The sequence below is a fragment of the Roseateles sp. UC29_93 genome (assembly GCF_042695725.1).
Taxonomy (GTDB): domain Bacteria; phylum Pseudomonadota; class Gammaproteobacteria; order Burkholderiales; family Burkholderiaceae_C; genus Roseateles; species Roseateles noduli_A.
The window spans coordinates 4560481-4575823 of the sequence record NZ_CP170545.1; the positions used below are offsets into that span (position 1 = coordinate 4560481).

The 15343-nt window shown below is 69.1% G+C and carries 15 protein-coding genes and 2 pseudogenes; 12 read left to right on the forward strand and 5 right to left on the reverse strand.

The window, feature by feature from the left end; all coding sequences use genetic code 11:
- Window positions 1-36: 36 nt before the first annotated feature.
- The 5 genes from ACFJIX_RS21345 (at window position 37) to ACFJIX_RS21365 (ending at window position 4077) form a co-directional block, all read left to right on the forward strand.
- Window positions 37-1017 carry an AAA family ATPase gene (locus ACFJIX_RS21345; protein WP_377154645.1) on the forward strand — a complete coding sequence of 327 codons (981 nt, stop codon included), beginning with the start codon at window positions 37-39 and terminating at the stop codon, window positions 1015-1017.
- Window positions 1017-2387, forward strand: a complete 1371-nt coding sequence (locus ACFJIX_RS21350) for a DUF58 domain-containing protein (protein ID WP_377154647.1) — start codon at window positions 1017-1019, stop codon at window positions 2385-2387. Before ACFJIX_RS21345 ends, ACFJIX_RS21350 begins: the two co-directional genes overlap by 1 nt.
- A gap of 49 nt (window positions 2388-2436) precedes the next feature.
- On the forward strand, window positions 2437-2991 hold the full coding sequence (locus tag ACFJIX_RS21355) for a DUF805 domain-containing protein (protein WP_377154649.1): 555 nt from the start codon (window positions 2437-2439) through the stop codon (window positions 2989-2991).
- Window positions 2992-3175: 184 nt separating this feature from the next.
- Window positions 3176-3637, forward strand: coding sequence for a DUF2845 domain-containing protein (locus ACFJIX_RS21360; RefSeq protein ID WP_377154651.1), 462 nt, complete (start codon window positions 3176-3178; stop codon window positions 3635-3637).
- A 38-nt stretch (window positions 3638-3675) separates the two neighbouring features.
- Window positions 3676-4077, forward strand: coding sequence for a hypothetical protein (locus ACFJIX_RS21365; RefSeq protein ID WP_377154653.1), 402 nt, complete (start codon window positions 3676-3678; stop codon window positions 4075-4077).
- Here ACFJIX_RS21365 and ACFJIX_RS21370 read toward each other — a convergent pair.
- Window positions 4068-5051: a hypothetical protein gene (locus ACFJIX_RS21370; protein WP_377154655.1), complete on the reverse strand. Its 984-nt coding sequence runs from the start codon at window positions 5049-5051 to the stop codon at window positions 4068-4070. The two genes, ACFJIX_RS21365 and ACFJIX_RS21370, sit on opposite strands and share 10 nt — an antisense overlap.
- 191 nt (window positions 5052-5242) lie before the next feature.
- Between ACFJIX_RS21370 and ACFJIX_RS21375 the strand changes: the two genes are divergently transcribed.
- Window positions 5243-5569, forward strand: a complete 327-nt coding sequence (locus ACFJIX_RS21375) for a cyclic-phosphate processing receiver domain-containing protein (protein WP_377154657.1) — start codon at window positions 5243-5245, stop codon at window positions 5567-5569.
- A gap of 99 nt (window positions 5570-5668) precedes the next feature.
- Complete coding sequence (locus ACFJIX_RS21380) at window positions 5669-6406, forward strand: VacJ family lipoprotein (RefSeq protein ID WP_377154659.1); 738 nt, start codon at window positions 5669-5671, stop codon at window positions 6404-6406.
- Window positions 6407-6473: 67 nt separating this feature from the next.
- Here ACFJIX_RS21380 and ACFJIX_RS21385 read toward each other — a convergent pair whose 3' ends face one another.
- Window positions 6474-7448, reverse strand: a complete 975-nt coding sequence (locus tag ACFJIX_RS21385; protein WP_377154661.1) for an aspartyl/asparaginyl beta-hydroxylase domain-containing protein — start codon at window positions 7446-7448, stop codon at window positions 6474-6476.
- Between the two features lie 349 nt (window positions 7449-7797).
- Here ACFJIX_RS21385 and ACFJIX_RS21390 point away from each other — a divergent pair, with 349 nt between their 5' ends.
- Both ACFJIX_RS21390 and ACFJIX_RS21395 read left to right on the forward strand, forming a co-directional pair.
- Window positions 7798-8637 carry a MipA/OmpV family protein gene (locus tag ACFJIX_RS21390; RefSeq protein ID WP_377154663.1) on the forward strand — a complete coding sequence of 280 codons (840 nt, stop codon included), beginning with the start codon at window positions 7798-7800 and terminating at the stop codon, window positions 8635-8637.
- 55 nt (window positions 8638-8692) lie between these two features.
- Complete coding sequence (locus ACFJIX_RS21395; protein ID WP_377154665.1) at window positions 8693-10108, forward strand: ATP-binding protein; 1416 nt, start codon at window positions 8693-8695, stop codon at window positions 10106-10108.
- 446 nt (window positions 10109-10554) lie between these two features.
- Here the strand turns inward: ACFJIX_RS21395 and ACFJIX_RS21400 are convergent, their stop codons facing one another.
- Both ACFJIX_RS21400 and ACFJIX_RS21405 read right to left on the reverse strand, forming a co-directional pair.
- Window positions 10555-10959, reverse strand: coding sequence for a response regulator (locus tag ACFJIX_RS21400; protein ID WP_377154667.1), 405 nt, complete (start codon window positions 10957-10959; stop codon window positions 10555-10557).
- 108 nt (window positions 10960-11067) lie between these two features.
- On the reverse strand, window positions 11068-12081 hold the full coding sequence (locus ACFJIX_RS21405) for a LysR family transcriptional regulator (protein WP_377154669.1): 1014 nt from the start codon (window positions 12079-12081) through the stop codon (window positions 11068-11070).
- A gap of 70 nt (window positions 12082-12151) precedes the next feature.
- On the opposite strand from ACFJIX_RS21405, the pseudogene ACFJIX_RS21410 reads away from it, so the two are divergent.
- The 3 genes and pseudogenes from ACFJIX_RS21410 to ACFJIX_RS21420 all read left to right on the forward strand — a co-directional run.
- Window positions 12152-13532: pseudogene (locus ACFJIX_RS21410) on the forward strand (acyclic terpene utilization AtuA family protein); the annotation flags it as partial.
- 117 nt (window positions 13533-13649) lie between these two features.
- The gene (locus tag ACFJIX_RS21415; protein WP_377161879.1) at window positions 13650-14060 is read left to right on the forward strand and encodes a hypothetical protein; all 411 of its coding nucleotides are present in this window, start codon (window positions 13650-13652) and stop codon (window positions 14058-14060) included.
- Window positions 14057-15083: pseudogene (locus ACFJIX_RS21420) on the forward strand (Bug family tripartite tricarboxylate transporter substrate binding protein). The gene ACFJIX_RS21415 and the pseudogene ACFJIX_RS21420 overlap by 4 nt, the downstream one beginning before the upstream one ends.
- A 54-nt stretch (window positions 15084-15137) precedes the next feature.
- Here the strand turns inward: ACFJIX_RS21420 and ACFJIX_RS21425 are convergent.
- Window positions 15138-15329, reverse strand: a complete 192-nt coding sequence (locus ACFJIX_RS21425; protein WP_377154671.1) for a 4-oxalocrotonate tautomerase — start codon at window positions 15327-15329, stop codon at window positions 15138-15140.
- Window positions 15330-15343 lie beyond the last annotated feature (14 nt).

Consider the following 15343-nt stretch of genomic DNA (forward strand, 5'->3'; position numbering starts at 1 on the left):
GAATCAGCACCGCATTCACGACGAAAGACCTTCGCAATGATCAAGCCCGAGGAACTCAAGCTCGCCGCGCACTGGCTGCAGGTGCTGCGCAACGAAGTCGGCAAGGCCGTGGTCGGCCAGCCGGACGCGGTCGAGCAGATGCTCGTCGCCGTGGTGGCGTCCGGCCACGTGCTGGTCGAGGGCGTGCCTGGGCTGGGCAAGACGCTGCTGGCGCGCACGCTGGCGCAGGCGTTGCAGCTGAAGTACGCGCGGGTGCAGTTCACGCCGGACCTGATGCCGGCGGACGTCATCGGCCACAGCGTGCTGGACGACACCGGCGCGGGCCTGGGACAACTGCGCGTGCGCAAGGGTCCGGTGTTCACCAACCTGCTGCTGGCCGACGAGATCAACCGTGCGCCGGCCAAGACGCAGAGCGCGCTGCTGGAAGTGATGCAGGAGTACCAGGCCACGCTGGAAGGCGAGAGCCTGGCCCTGCCGCGGCCTTTCATCGTGATGGCCACGCAGAACCCGGTCGACACCGAGGGCACCTACCCGTTGCCCGAGGCGCAGCTCGACCGCTTCCTGCTGCAGATCCGCATCGGCTACCCGACGCATGATGAAGAGACGGCCATCGTGCAGCTGGTGACGGCACACCGCGCCGGTCACGAGCTGCCGCTGGAGGCGGTGCAGCCGGTGCTGGACGACGTGCAGGTGCTGGAGCTGCAGCGCCTGGCGAGCCTGGTGCACGTGGACGCCAAGGTCATTGACTACGCGGTGCGCGTGGTCCGCGTGACGCGGAATTGGCCGGGGCTGGAGTTCGGCGCGGGGCCGCGCGCGAGCGTGGCGCTGATCCGCGCGGCGCGGGCCGTCGCGTTGATCGAGGGCCGCGACTTCGTCACGCCCGACGACGTCGCCAAGCAGGCGCTGGCGGTGCTGCGTCATCGCGTGACGATGGCGCCGGACGCCCAGATCGAAGGGCGCGATCTCGACGAGATCCTGGCCGCCGCGCTGGAGAGCGTGGAGGCGCCGCGACTCTGATGAACACCATGCGTCGCGTCGTCCTGCCCACCCGGGCCAGCATCGTGGTGCTGGCCGGCCTGGCCCTGGCCGCCGCCGTCGCGTTGGCGGCCGGCGCGCCGCTGGCACTGGTGGCGCCGACGGGCGGGGCACTGTTCGGGGTGCTGCTGATCGCGGCCGGCGTCGACCTGTGGCGCAGCCTGCGCCTGTGGCGCCGCAGCGGCGTGCGCGTCGAGCGCCGTCTGCCGGCGGCGTTCGCCATCGGCGCGTCGACCGAGCTCAAGCTGGACCTCGTCAACGCCAGCGAGCTGGCCTGGCGGATGCAGGTCTTCGACGAGCTCGACCCGCTTTTCGATTTCGAAGGTCTGCCGCGCTCGCTCGTGCTCGGCGCGCAGAGCCGCAGCCGCGTGAGCTTCCGCGTCACGGCGCGCCAGCGCGGCGTCGCGCAGCTCGGTCGCACGCAACTGCTGTGGCGCACCCGCGCGGGTTGCTTCGAGGTGCGCGACCGCGTCGGCGAAGCGAGCGAGCTGCGCGTCTATCCGAATTTCGCGGCGCTGGCGCGTTACGCCTGGCTGTCCGGCGATCGTCGGCTGGCGCAGATCGGCATCAAGACCTTCATCCAGCGCGGGCAGGGCACGGACTTCCGCCAGCTCGCCGAATACAAGCGCGGCGATCCGCTGCGGCACCTGGACGTGAAGGCCTCGCTGAGGCATCGCAAGCCGGTGGTGCGCGAGTTCCAGGACGAGCGCGACCAGTGCGTGATGTTCCTGCTCGATTGCGGGCGGCGCATGCGCGCGGACGAGCAGTCGGCCGGCGTGGGCGAGACCAGCCACTTCGACGACGCGCTGGACGCGTTGATGCTGCTGGCCTACGTCGCGCTGTCGGAAGGGGACGAGGTCGGCGCGATGACCTTCGGCAACGAGGAAGGCCAGAGCCGCGACTGCGCGCCGCGCAAGGGCATGGGCACGCTCAACGTGCTGATGAACAAGATGCACGACCTGCAGCCGGGCGGCCACCACTCGGACTACCTGGCCGCGGCGGAGGCGCTGTCGCACCGGCTGCGCCGGCGCTCGCTGGTCATCGTGCTGACCAACTTCCGCGATGAGGACTCGCCCGAACTGCAGCCCGCGCTGCGCCTGCTGCGCCGCCGCCACCTGGTGCTGCTGGCCAGCCTGCGCGAGACGGCGCTGGGCCGCATCGCCGGGCAGCCGATCGCGGGGCCGGAGGACGCCGTCGCGGTCGCGAGCGCGCACCTGCTGTCCCAGGCCCGCCACGACGCCTTTGCCCGCGTGGTCGACCACGACCGCCTGTCCATCGATGTCGAGCCGCGCCAGCTCGCGTCCACGCTGGTCAACCGGTACCACGAGGTCAAGCGGGCCGGGTTGCTCTGAGTGGCGCTCGACGCGTTCAACGCATCCAATTCAACGACGGAGGAAACCCATGACTGAGCAGACCTTGAATCAATACGCCGCGCCGCGCGCGCATGTGGCCGACGTGGCCGCGTCCGAAGGACCGGGAGAGCTCAATCTCTTCTCGTCCAAGGGACGCATCGGGCGGCTGCGCTACCTGGCGTACGCGACAGGCGCCTCGCTGATCCATGGCGCGGTGTCCATGGGCCTGACCTTCGCGCTGGGGAACTCGACCGGGTTCGTCGTCTTCGGTCTGGCGGCGTTCGCGGTGGCGCTGTGGTTCACGATCATCACCGGCATCAAGCGGTGCCATGACATGGACATGAGCGGCTGGTGGACGGTGACGGTCTTCATCCCGCTGATCGCGCTGATCTGGATCTTCGTGCCGGGCAGCAAGGGCGCCAACCGCTTCGGCCCGCCGCCGCCGGCCAACACCTGGGGCGTGCGCATCCTGGGGATCCTGCTGCCGCTGTTCTTCTTTGTCGGCATCATCGCGGCGATCGCGCTGCCGGCGTACAAGGGCTACGTCAACAAGGCGCGCGCGGCGCAGGCGGCGCAGCAGGTTCAGCCGGCCCAGCAGCCCTGATCACCAGGCCGGACCAGCCCGACCAGTGGGCCTGGTCGGCGGGTCCGAGCGCTGTCAGCGGTGAGGCCGGTGCGCGCTCTGCGGAGCGGGATTGTCCGCGGGCGGTCAACGAGGGGGAGGGCGCGTCCGTTGCCACCTCCAAGGTGGACCTGTCCCCCGATCGGGACCGCCGTGGGAGCAAGACATGACGAGAGCGAATCGATGCCGCCGGCCCCTCCGGGTCCTGGCGCTGGGCACCTTGCTGACGGCCGGGGCGGCCGTTCAGGCCCAGTCGCTGCGCTGCAGCGATGGCGGTGTGCGCGAGGGCGATTCCAAAGTCTTCCTGCTGCGCGCCTGCGGGCAGCCGGCCATTGCCGATTCGTACTGCGCCCGGGTGCTGACGAACGCGCCGCCGCTCTTGCCGTACTACCCGGGCCAGCCGCCGGTGCAGCAAGTGCCGCAGGTCGCCTGCGTGATGACGGACGAATGGCTCTACGAGCGTGGCGACGGCTACCTGCCGGCGGTGATCCGGATCCGCGAGGGGAGGATCATCTCGATCCGTTTCGGCGAGCAGGGAAGTCCGAGCCGCGCTGACGGCGAGACCGGCCGTGCCTCGCCGCAAGCGCGAGGTGTCTGTCCCGGATGGGGCATGCGTCGCGCGGCGTGAACGGCTACCCTGTGGTCCCCACGACTGCCTGCCACGCCATGACCACCGACGCTTGCCACCAACTCCGCCGAAGCCTGCTCGACCTCCACCGCGCGCTGGTCGAGCTGGAGCGCGGCGACTACCAGAAGACCCACGGTCCGCAGAGCGCGGGCGAGTTCCTCCAGGTCATGGCCTTCGGCGAGGAGATGAAGTGGCTCGAGCCGCTGAGTCGGCTGATCACGATGCTGGACGAAGCGATCGACGGCGCGGCGGATGCGACGCAGACGCCGCTGCCGGTGGCGCAGCGCCTGCGCGGGCTGCTGAGCCTGGACCGCGACAGCGCGGATCCATTCATGAAGCGATACGCGGAGCGCTTCGACCAGTCGCCGGAGCTGGTGAACGCGCATGCGGGCGCGATCGCAGCGTTGAAGGCGGTGGGGACGGTGTCGCCTCAGGGTTGATGGCGTGCCAGAGCGGTCACCGGATGTCCCGGATTGATCCGATGGATCCATGCGCCGGCAGCAGCCGCGATCAACGCGGGGAGGGCCAGCAACAGCAGGATGCAGCCGACGGCGCCGGCGTATTTTCCTGAGTCGGCGGGGAAGAGTCCATAGATCGCCGATCCAGGCAGGAGGACCGCGAGTCCGCAAGTGAGGGCGACTGCCAGGGTCGATTGCAGCTTCAACCGTCGCAGCAACCAGATCGCCGGCAGCAGGCAGAAGACCAGCGTCGCGTAGCTGACGGGAAGGAGCAATGCGAACAGCGTGAGCGCGTCGCCTCCGACCAGCGGCCAAGTGGCGCCCGCCATCGCCGCCGAAGCGATCAGCGGCGCCAATCCTGTCGCCATGACCTGCTTGCGCTCTTGTGGTGTCCAGTCCGAGCGGGTCATGAAGGTCGACAGCGCGTCGAGCGCCTGGGCATTGCGGTTCGACCACGGTATCACCGGCGCCGCAATCCTTCCCCGGGGGAAGTTCGCAGTCGTCCGGCGCCAGGTCATGCACCCTGGGACGACCTGCCCCGCAACCCATGGCGGCGGCGTTATTCTGAGCGCGTGGGGAACAACCAGTGGCAGCCGGATGCGGCGTGACAACGACTGACCCCACAGCGATTCGACTGGCAGCGGAGCATCATGAGGAAAGCCTTTCGACTTCTTCTGGCCCTCGTCCTGGCGCTGGTCCTTCTGATCGCCGCGTCTCCCCTGTTGCTCTATGCGTTGGGGCTGTCCGGTGTGGAAGGCCGCCCAGAGCGGCCCACCGTGATGGCGAGCGCCGAAGAGCAGGCACGCGTCTGGAAGCTGGCGCGCGGGGAGGGCACGCCAGTGGTCCAGACATTGAACCCTTATGGTGTCGTTCTCGACTTGTGGAGCGATTCCCCACCGTCTTCGCCCGCTGAGCATCTGGCGTATTGGGTGGCCAGCTCCCATCTTGCCGAACATCGACCTCCGCTCCGGGGCATGGGGTCGTGGCATCTCCAATGCACAGCGCTCAGCATCTGGCTGACGCGGCATTGGACAGCCGAGGAACTGCTGACAGCTGCCTACCGCACGGGGCGCGTGCGAAAGAAGCTTGGAGAGAAGCGGAGAGTCGAAACGAGAAACGGCGCCAATGGACGATGACAGACCATCTCATGCGAATCTATCTGGATGATGAACGAACCACCCCCGAAGGCTGGACGCGCGCGTACTGGCCGGACGAAGTCATCGCGCTGCTGAAGGCCGGCGGGGTCGAGGAAGTCAGCCTCGATCACGACCTGGGCGACGACGAGCGCGGGACCGGGTACGACGTGGTGCTGTGGGTCGAGGAGGCCGTAGCGCTGCACGGCTTCGTCCCACCGCGGATGCGGGTGCATTCCGCCAACTCTTCGGCGCGCGAGAAGATGGAAGCGGGAATCCGGGCCATCGAGCGGCTGGACAGGGAGCGGTCGAACACGATCCAGGTGCGCGGCATGCCGTGACGGGTAAGTCTCCAGAAAGACCACCGCGCCGACCATGCTCCCGGCTCCATTTCCGGAGCGGGAGCATTTCCATGTCGTCTTTTCCCCGTCCCCATCGGCGTGTCGCGCCGACTGCCGGCTCTCCTCATCGTTTCCGGCGTGCTGCTGTCGGGCTGCGCCACGCCGCAGAACCCCGATCCCATCGAGGCCGTGAACCGCAAGACCTTCGCCCTCAACGAGGGCATCGACAAGGTCGTGCTCAAGCCGGTGGCCACCGTCTACAAGACGGTCGTGCCCACGCCAGTGCGCGGTGGCGTGACCAACTTCTTCTCCAACTTGGGCGATCCGTGGTCCGGCGCCAACCTGCTGCTGCAGGGGCGCTTCAAGGACGGCATGTCCGACTTCGCCCGCTTCGGCACGAACACGACGGTCGGCCTGCTGGGCTTCATGGACGTCGCCACCGGCTGGGGCATGCCTCGCCACGGCGACGGCTTCAGCGACACGCTGGGCGTGTGGGGCGTCGGCGGCGGCGCCTACCTCGTGCTGCCCCTGTTCGGACCGTCCGACCTGCGCGGCACCGCGTCCATCCCCGTCAACAGTTTCGGCAGCCTGACCGGGCAGTTGGAAGATGCCGGCGCGCGCAACGCGCTCACCATCGTCAGCATGGTCGACAGGCGCGCCAACCTGCTCGACGTGACGAAGGTCGTCGACGATGTGGCGCTCGACAAGTACCTCTTCGTACGGGATGCCTATCTGCAGCGGCGGACGCAGCGGGAGGCGGATCGGTCGGGCGCGTCGCGTGTCGAAGTCGATGCGCCAAAGACCGAGGCGGCGGAGCGTGAGACGCCGATGCGTTGATGGTTGTCTGTGCTCGGCGTTTGAAGTCACAGTCTGTGACTTCAAAGCGCTGAACTCTGGGGGATGCTCAAGCCGTGATCGCCTCCAACACATGCAGCACCGCGAAGATCATCGCCATCAGCCCGCTCAGCAGCGTTGAGTTCAGCAGGAACTTCAAGGTCTTGTAGACGCGCTGCCGCTCCGTCTTCAATCGCAGCGAACGCTCGCGCAGCGGCGCGAGCTTCGCGAAGAGCGCGCTGAACACGCCGCGCTCGTCCTCCGCCGTGTTGGCCACCAGCGTGCCGCGCGCGATCACGCGGTAGCCCGCGTGGATCACCCGCCCCAACGCATTCATCGGGCGGTCCACATCGCACATCAGGATCAGCCGCGGCCGATCCGTCGCGTTGTGCGCGCTGTGGGGATAGGTCTCGTCGAAGATGAAGTCCTGTCCGTCCCGCCACACGCAGTCCACGTCGTCCACCTGGATGCGACACGCCGGATCGTTGGGCGTCTGCAATCCCAGGTGATACCGGAACGAGCAGGCCATCGGATCCGCGTGCAGCGACAGCTTCGCGCCTGCCGGCAGGATCGAGAACATCGCCCCGCGGATCTGCGGGACCTGCGCCAGCAGGGCCACCGTGCGCGGGCACAGCCGCTGCGCGGAGCGGTGCGTCGTGCCGTACCACTTCAGGTAGAACTTGCTCCAGCCGCGCTTGTAGAAGGTGCGGAAACCGACGTCGTAGTAGCCTGCCGAACCCGCCGCCTTCGCGGCCTCGAACGCGCCCGCCGCCTCGAGCGCCAGCGCCTCGTCGCGGATCACGCGCCAGTTGGCGCGCAACAGCCGGATGCCGTCGAGGTAGTCGGCCTGCAGCACCGGCTGGCGCGCCGAGGCCCGCGTCTTCATGTACATCAGGCAGTTGAGCGGCGCGAAGAGGGGCCAGCTCTTGCGCAGGTACTGCGTGAAGCTCTCGTAGCGGCGACGGCCACGCCACCGGTAGACGTAGGCGATGCAGGCGGCGACGTACGCCGCCACGGCCATCAGGCCGAGGGTGCTGAAGCTCATGCTCATGGAACAGGTGTGACGCGTTGGGCGCTGGTGGCGCCCTGGGTAGGGTCGGTGGGATCGGTGCGCTTGGTGCGCTTGGTGCGCCCGAAGTGCTCGATGCGCACGATGAAGCCATCCACCAGGCTGAAGAGAGGAAGCGACTGTCCCGTCGCCCGTCTTTCCGGCTCCTTACCGCCGATGGAGGAGGGGTCAGTCCTTGCCGACCTGCTTCAGAGGGAGCTCAGAGGGAGCTCAGAAGGAGTTCAGAAGGAGTTCAGAGGGAAACAAGCGGTGTACGGTAAGGAGTCAGTAAGACACCGGCGACGAGGATGCGGGCTCCAATCACCGCCCCTCTCGGGAACTTCTCATGGCACCGCAGACACGATTCCTCTCGCATGCGCCCCGGGCGCTCACCCGCGCCGTCTTCTCTTCCGCCGCGGTTCTCTGCGTGTCGGCACCGCTGTCCGCGCTGGCCGCGGGAGCGGGCGGTCCCGGCGGTCCTGGCGACAAGGACGGCGATTCGTCCTGGGGCCTGGGCGTCGGCGCGGTGATCTCGCAGAAGGCCTACACGGGCTATGACCGCAAGACCCGGGCGCTGCCGATGATCAGCTACGAGAACCGCTGGGTGAAGGTCGCCGGACCGGGTCTCACGGTCAAGCTGCCGAGCTGGACCATCAACCCGTCGCAGCGCGTCGACTTCGGCCTGGTGGCCAAGCTGGACCTGAGCGGCTACGAGCAGGACGACGCCCCCATCCTCAACGGCATGGCCGAGCGCAAGGGCGGCCTGTGGGCCGGCGCGAAGGCGGAATGGAAGACCGACCTGTTCGAGCTCGGCGGCGAATGGACCGCCGACGCTTCCGGCCACAGCAAGGGCCAGAAATTCGCGCTGACGCTGGAGAAATCCTGGCGCGTCGGCCAGCAGGTGATGCTGACGCCGCGCCTGGGCGCCAATTGGGTCGACAAGAAATACGTCGACTACTACTACGGCGTTCGCGCCGCCGAGGTCCGCGCCGGCCGCGCGTTCTACCAGGGCAAGTCGACGACCAATGCCGAGGTGGGCCTGCGCACGATGTACCTGTTCAACCCGCACCACGCGATGTTCCTCGACCTCAGCGTCACGGCGCTGGGCAGCGGCATCAAGGACAGCCCGCTGGTCGACCGTTCGACGGAGAATCGCCTCTTCGTGGGTTACCAGTACCGCTTCTGATGCCTGAGGGACGCCGCGCGGCGGCCGGAGACTGCTCGACGTGAAACCCGGATGGATGAAGAGCCTCGCCTTCAAGGTGATGGTGGCGTACGTCGCCGGGGTCGTGCTCACCGTCGTGACGCTCGCACTCGTCTTCAAGGGGCTGACGAGCCTGCGCGGCCCGCTCTACTTCGACGAGAACATCGCCGAGTTCGCCGAGGAACTCGCCGAGAAGCTGGAGTTCGACGCGTCCGGCGTCCCGGTCGGCTTCAACCAGCAGGAGCGGCAGCGCGACTGGATGTTCGGCGTGCTGAAGGACGACCTGGCGTACCGGCTGCTGGATGCGTCGGGTCGCGTGGTGCTGGCGTCGTCGACGCCGGAGGCCTTCTGGATCGCGAGCGGTCCCGGCGCGCGGCAGCTCAAGCAGGGCAGCTTCGCTTTCGAGTACGCCGGCCAGCCGATGCGCGGCGCCACCGAGGTCGTCGTGCGCCATGGCCGCTCCTGGTACCTGCAGCTGGCCGGCAGCGCGCGGCTCTTCGAACTCTTCCACCTGGACTTCGCGCTGCCCTTCATGGGCATCGGGATGCTGCTGTTCGGCTCGACGCTGCTGCTGGTCTTCGGCGTCTGCGCCTACGTGATGCTGCGGCGCGTGCTCCAGCCGCTGCATGAGGTCTCGTCCTCGGCGGCGGCGATCTCGCCGCGCTCGGTGCACGGGCGGCTGCAGGTCGACCGCGTGCCGACGGAGATCGTCCCGCTGGTCGAGAGCTTCAACCGCGCGCTCGAGCGCCTGGAGCGCGGCTATCGCGTGCAGCAGGAGTTCCTCGGCACGGCGGCTCATGAGCTCAAGACCCCGCTGGCGCTGATCCGCGCGCAGGTGGAGCTCATGGCCACGGGCCAGGGGCCGCACATGCTGCTGCAGGACGTCGAACACATGACGCGGCAGGTGCAGCAACTGCTGTTGCTGGCCGAGGCGAGCGAGACGCAGAACTACGTCTTCGCGCCCACCGACGTGGGCGGCGCGGCGCGCGAGGCCGTGGATTACCTCACCCGGATGTCGACCGCGCGCGGCGTGGTGCTCGATGTCGTGGTCGGCGCCGCGGACCGGCCGGAAGATTCAGGCCAGCCGGGCAGGCTGCATGAGCCGGACAAGTTGGACAAGTCGCAAGCGCCGGTGATGTGGGACGCGGATCGGGCTGCGCTGTTCACGCTGCTCAAGAACCTGCTGGAGAACGCCATCCAGCATGCGCCGGCCGGCAGTCTGGTGAGCGTGGAGATCGAGGCCGACCGGCTGTCGGTCCGCGATCGCGGGCCGGGCGTGACCCCGCTCCAGCTGTCGAGGATGTTCGCGCGCTTCTGGCGCGGTGCGCATCGTCGCGACCACGGCGCCGGGCTGGGCCTGGCGATCTGCCAGGAGATCGCGGAGGCGCATGGGTGGACGCTGTCCGCGCAGCCCGAGGACCCGGGGCTGCGGATGGTGGTGGCGAAGGGCTGAAGCGCGGAACGAGGGCCGCGCGAACGGACCGCGCCCCCCGACTCAGTTGGCGGCGACGCTGACGCTGTCCTCGTCGCGCAGTTCCCCGGCGGCCATCTCGTCGAACGACGGGCGGTACTCGGGGCAGGTCTTGCCTGGCGTTCCTCGGCCTGCGACCGGGCGAGCAGGGCGCGACGCGCGGGATCCGCCTTGATCAGGCGTCTGGCGCGGCCAATCTCCGCCGCATGCTCGGGCCGGCGGCGCTCCCAGTCGGCCAGCAAGGGGCCGTGACGTTCAGGGAAGATGCACCACCATTCCACGATCGAAGCCGCGTTTGTTGAGGTCGAGCAGCATGCCGGTACTCCGGGAGTTGGATGGCTCGATGATACTGTATTTTCATACAGTAGTGACTCAAAGATGTGGGTTCGTGGCCGCCGCCCCCTGTTGGGAGGGCTTGCGCGGTGGCCTCAGACGGCGCTGGCCCTGATCCGCGATTGGCCGAAGGTCACGGGCGCCTGCGCCAGCACGCTCACCGCCTGGAGCAGGCGCTCCATGTCGTAGGTCTTGTCGTAGAAGCCGGTGATGCCGGCGTCCACGCATCGGGGGCCGTATTCCGCCTCGTCGGCCGAGGTGACCATGTAGGCGATGCCCTCGTACCCCGCGGCGCGGAGCCGCTCCATCATCGCGAAACCGCAGCCTCGTCCGAGGTCCAGTTCCGTCAGCACCAGGTCGGGCGCGCACAACGCCGCCAGGAAGACCGCCTGGTCCTCATCGGAGGCCTGGCCCACCACGGTCGCGGTGGGCACTTCCCGCAGGCGCTCGTAGAGCGTCTTGCGGAAGGCGGCGGAAGGATCGGCGAGCAGAATTTTCATGGCGGTGTCCTTCGCGCATATTGGCACCGCTCCGCCACGATGTCTGCACCGTGGATGCCTCTGCGAGTGTCAGGCGTTGCCCTACTCGGCGGGTCCGCGTGAAGACGTTCACGATCCCTTGATGGGCGAGCATCGCACCGCCACGCCGGGCCGCTTCGGTCCTTCGGTGGCCCAGCGCCACAGCGACTCCGCCATCGCCTGCGCCGAGGCCGACAGCGCGCGGTCGCGCCGGCAGATCAGGTAGATGTGGCGCTGCAGGCCCTCGTCGGCGATCGGGCGCGCGATCAGGTCCGGGTGGTTGAAGTGGAACAGCGTCAACGCCGGCACCAGCGTCACGCCGTGGCCCGCGAGCACCATGCCGGCCACCGAGCTGAGCTGCTCGAACTCCAGCACCGGCCGCAGGGGCTGGAAGGGCATCGCGGCGTCCAGGGCCTGCCGGACGCTGCTGGGCCGCGCGGCGTCCAGCGCCTGTCGTACGCTGCTGTGGCGCGCCAGGCCGATCACCGCATGGTTCGCGCACTCCTCCAGCCGGGGCCGGCGGCGGCGCGCCATCGGATGGTCCCGCCGGCAGACCAGGTAGAAATCGTCGGACAGGAAGGGCTCGACCGACAGCTCCGGCGCGGTGGCGCGCACGGCGGCCAGCGCCAGGTCGGCGCGGCCCGTGCGCACGCGCTCCACGCAGCTTTCCGACAGCACGTCCGCGAGATTGAGCTCGATGCCCGGGTACTCCTTGCGGAAGGCCGCGAGGTACGGCGGCAGCCAGCCGGCCACGAGCGCGGGCAATGCGGCCAGCGCCACGCGGCCGCGGCGGCGCGCCACGTGGTCGCGCACGTCGTCGGTGGCGAGCCGCATGTCCTGCAGCAGGCGCCGCGCCGGGTCCAGGAACAGCGCCCCTTCGACGGTGGGCTCGACCGCGCGGGTCGTGCGGTCGAAGAGGCGGGCGCCCAGGCTGTCCTCCAGCGACCGGATCAACGCGCTGAAGGCCGGTTGCGACAGGTGGCACTGCGCGGCGGCACGCGTGAAGCTGCGCAGCTCCGCCAAGGCGACGAAGGCGGCGAGCTGCCTGGCCGACAGGTTGGCCACTGCGGATCGATAGGTCGAAACGGTCGATGACGGACTCATTCGCTTCTCCGATCAGTTGATCCAAACAATCAAATTCTCCTATAGGCGGGTCAACTCTACAGTCGACGGCATGGAATCCGTCGCTGCGCCCGCTTCAACATCCCCGTCCACCTCTCTGCTGGTCGGCTGCGCCGCCGGCTTCTCCGGCGATCGCACCGACGCGGCACGCCCGGTCGTCAACACGCTGATCCGTCTCGGCGGCCCGGCGGTGCTGATCTTCGAGACGCTGGCCGAGCGCACGCTCGCGCTGGCGCAGCTCGCGCGGCAGCGGGATCCCGAGAGCGGCTTCGAGCCGCTGCTCGACGAGATGCTGCTGCCGGTCCTCGCGGACTGCCTCGCCCATCGCATCCCCATCGTGGGCAACTTCGGCGCGGCGAATCCGCCTGCCGCCGCGCGCCGCGTGCAGGCGCTGGCGGCCGAACTCGGCGTACGGGCGCCGGTCGTCGCCGTCGTCGGCGGCGACGCGCTGGAATCGCCCGAGCAACGTGCGCTGCTGACGCAGACCTTGGCGCGCGAGGGCCACGCGATCGCCGAGGACACCATCGCCTGCGCCAATGTCTACCTCGGCGCGGAAGGGATCGCGGAAGCGCTGCGCCTGGGCGCGGATGTCGTCGTCACGGGCCGCGTGGCGGACCCGTCGTTGACGGTCGGCCCGGCGCTCGCGTACTTCGGCTGGGCGCCCTACGACTGGGACCGGCTGGCCGGCGCGACGATGGCCGGTCATCTGCTGGAGTGCGGCGCGCAGGTCTGCGGCGGCTACTACGCGGATCCCGGGTTCAAGGAAGTGCCGGACCTGCCGAACGTGGGCTTTCCCATCGCCCGGATCCACGCCGACGGCAGTTGCACGGTGTTCAAGGCCGACGGCACGGGCGGCTGCGTCGACGAGCACACCGTCAAGGAGCAGCTGCTGTACGAGCTGCACGACCCCGCGGCCTACCTGACGCCGGACGTCGTCGCGGACATCGGCGAGGCGCAGGTGCAGGGTGTCGGTCTGGACGCGGTGCGGCTGTCGGGCGTGCGGGGTCACGCGCGGCCCGAGGCGCTGAAGGCGAATGTGTTCTTCGCCAACGGCTGGCTGGCGGAGGGCGAGATCTCCTACGCCGGCCCGGGGGCGGAGGCGCGGGCACAGCTCGCCGCGACCGTGCTCCGCGCCCGGCTCGAAGGCGTGGGAACGGCAAGGTCCGCTGCGGGTCGATCTGATCGGCGTGACGAGCGTGCTGGGCGACGACCGCGGCGACGCGCTGGCTGGCCTGGACATCGGCGACGCGCGCGACGTGCGGCTGCGCATCGCGGCGAATCACGCGGAGCGCGCCACCGCCGAGCGCCTGACGCGCGAGGTCACGGCGCTGTACACCTGCGGTCCCGCGGGCGGTGGCGGCGTGAGGACGAATCTGCGTCAGCGCCTGGGTCTGAGTTCCTGCCTGTTCCCTCGACAACTGGCCTACCCGACGGTGACGCTCTCGTCGGAAGGCAGCGAGGGGGGCTGGGGCCGGAATGGTGCTTGGGGGTCCAGGAGGGATCCCCCATGCACCGTGGAGAGCCCGCGCTTGGCGACACGCACGACGGCGATGTTCCGCGGCGCCTGCGCATCGACCCCCCGCACCGTTGAACTCCGTCTCGTCGCCCACGGCCGCACCGGCGACAAGGGCAACCGCTCCAACATCAGCGTGATCGCCTGGCACCCGGCGCTCTACCCGCTGCTGGTGGAGCAACTCACCGAGGAGGCCGTCGCCCTCAGGTTCGCGTCCCGCCGGCCGAGCCGCGTGACGCGGTACCTGCTGCCGCACCTGCACGCGATGAACTTCGTGCTGGACGACATCCTGGATGGCGGCGTCAACGATGCACTGAATCTCGACAGTCACGGCAAGGCGCTGGCCTTCGTCGTGCTGGCGATGCCCCTGGAGGTGCCGGAGTCTTTGCTGCCGCTGCTCCGGCGACCGGTCCTGAATCACAACGACATGATGGAGATGACGCCATGACTTTTCCGACGCCGATCAGCCGAAGACAGACCCTGATGATCGCTGCGTGCGCCGCTGCATGCTCGGTGGGCGTGCCGGGTCACGCGCAGGCCCAGACGCAGGCCCAGCATCAGGCATCAGGCGCGGGCGGCTACCCGAGCCGGCCGATCACCTTCCTGGTCCCCTTTTGCGCCGGCAAGCGCGACGGACCAACTGGCGCGGGCGCTGGGGCAGTCGGTCACGGAGCAGACGAAGCTGGCGGTCGTCGTCGACAACAAGGCCGGCGCCAGCGGCATGCTCGCGGCGCAGCAGGGCGCGCGCGCCGCGCCGGACGGCTACACGGTGCTGATCACGACCAACACGACGCAGGCCGCCAATCCGCATCTGTACCGGAAGCTGCCCTACGACCCGGTGAAGGACTTCGCGCCGGTGACCGGTCTGGGCAAGGGCGGTCAGGTGATGGTGGTCAAGGCCGACGGTCCGTACAAGTCCGTGGCGGACGTGATCGCGCACGCGAAGCGCGAGCCGGGCAAGGTCGGTTTCGGCAGCGGGAGCGCGTCGAGCCGCGTCGCGGGCGAGCAGTTCCAGCAGCTCTCGCACACGCAGCTGCTGCACGTGCCGTACAAGAGCAATCCCCCGGCGCTGACCGACCTGATCGGCGGGCAGGTCGACTTCATGATCACCGACACGGCGACCGGACTGCCGCAGATCAAGGGCGGGAAGGTGAGGGCGCTGGGCTTCTCGATGACCAAGCGTTCGCCGCTGCTGCCGGAGGTGCCGACGATCGAGGAGGCCGGCGTCAAGGGCTACGACATGAGTTACTGGTTCGCGGCCTACGTGCCGGCGGCGACGCCGGCGCCGGTGGTGCAGCGTCTGCGCGAACTGCTGATCGCCGCGCTGCGCAGCGTGCCGGCGAAGACCTTCTTCGATGGCGCCGGCGTGGACGCCTGGGCCAGCACGCCGGACGAGCTGCGCGTGTTCCAGGAGGCGGAGACGCGCAAGTGGGGGCTGATCATCAAGGCGGCGGGGATCGAGCCGGAGTGACGCCTCCCGGAGTCCGCCCGGCGCTCCTGCGCATGAAGGGACGACGCGCCCGGCCTACTTGCCTTTCTCGGACCACAGCACGCCGCCGGTCGCCCAGTCCTGACGCTTCACGTCGAAGAACAGGACGTCGACGCCGTCAGCGCTACCGCCAAGCACGCGGACGCAGGCCTCGGTGAGTTCCCTGGCCAGATCGGCCTTCTGCTGCGGGGTCCGGCCTTCGAAGAGTTCGACGCGGAGGGTGGGCATGGGTGTTCTCCTGG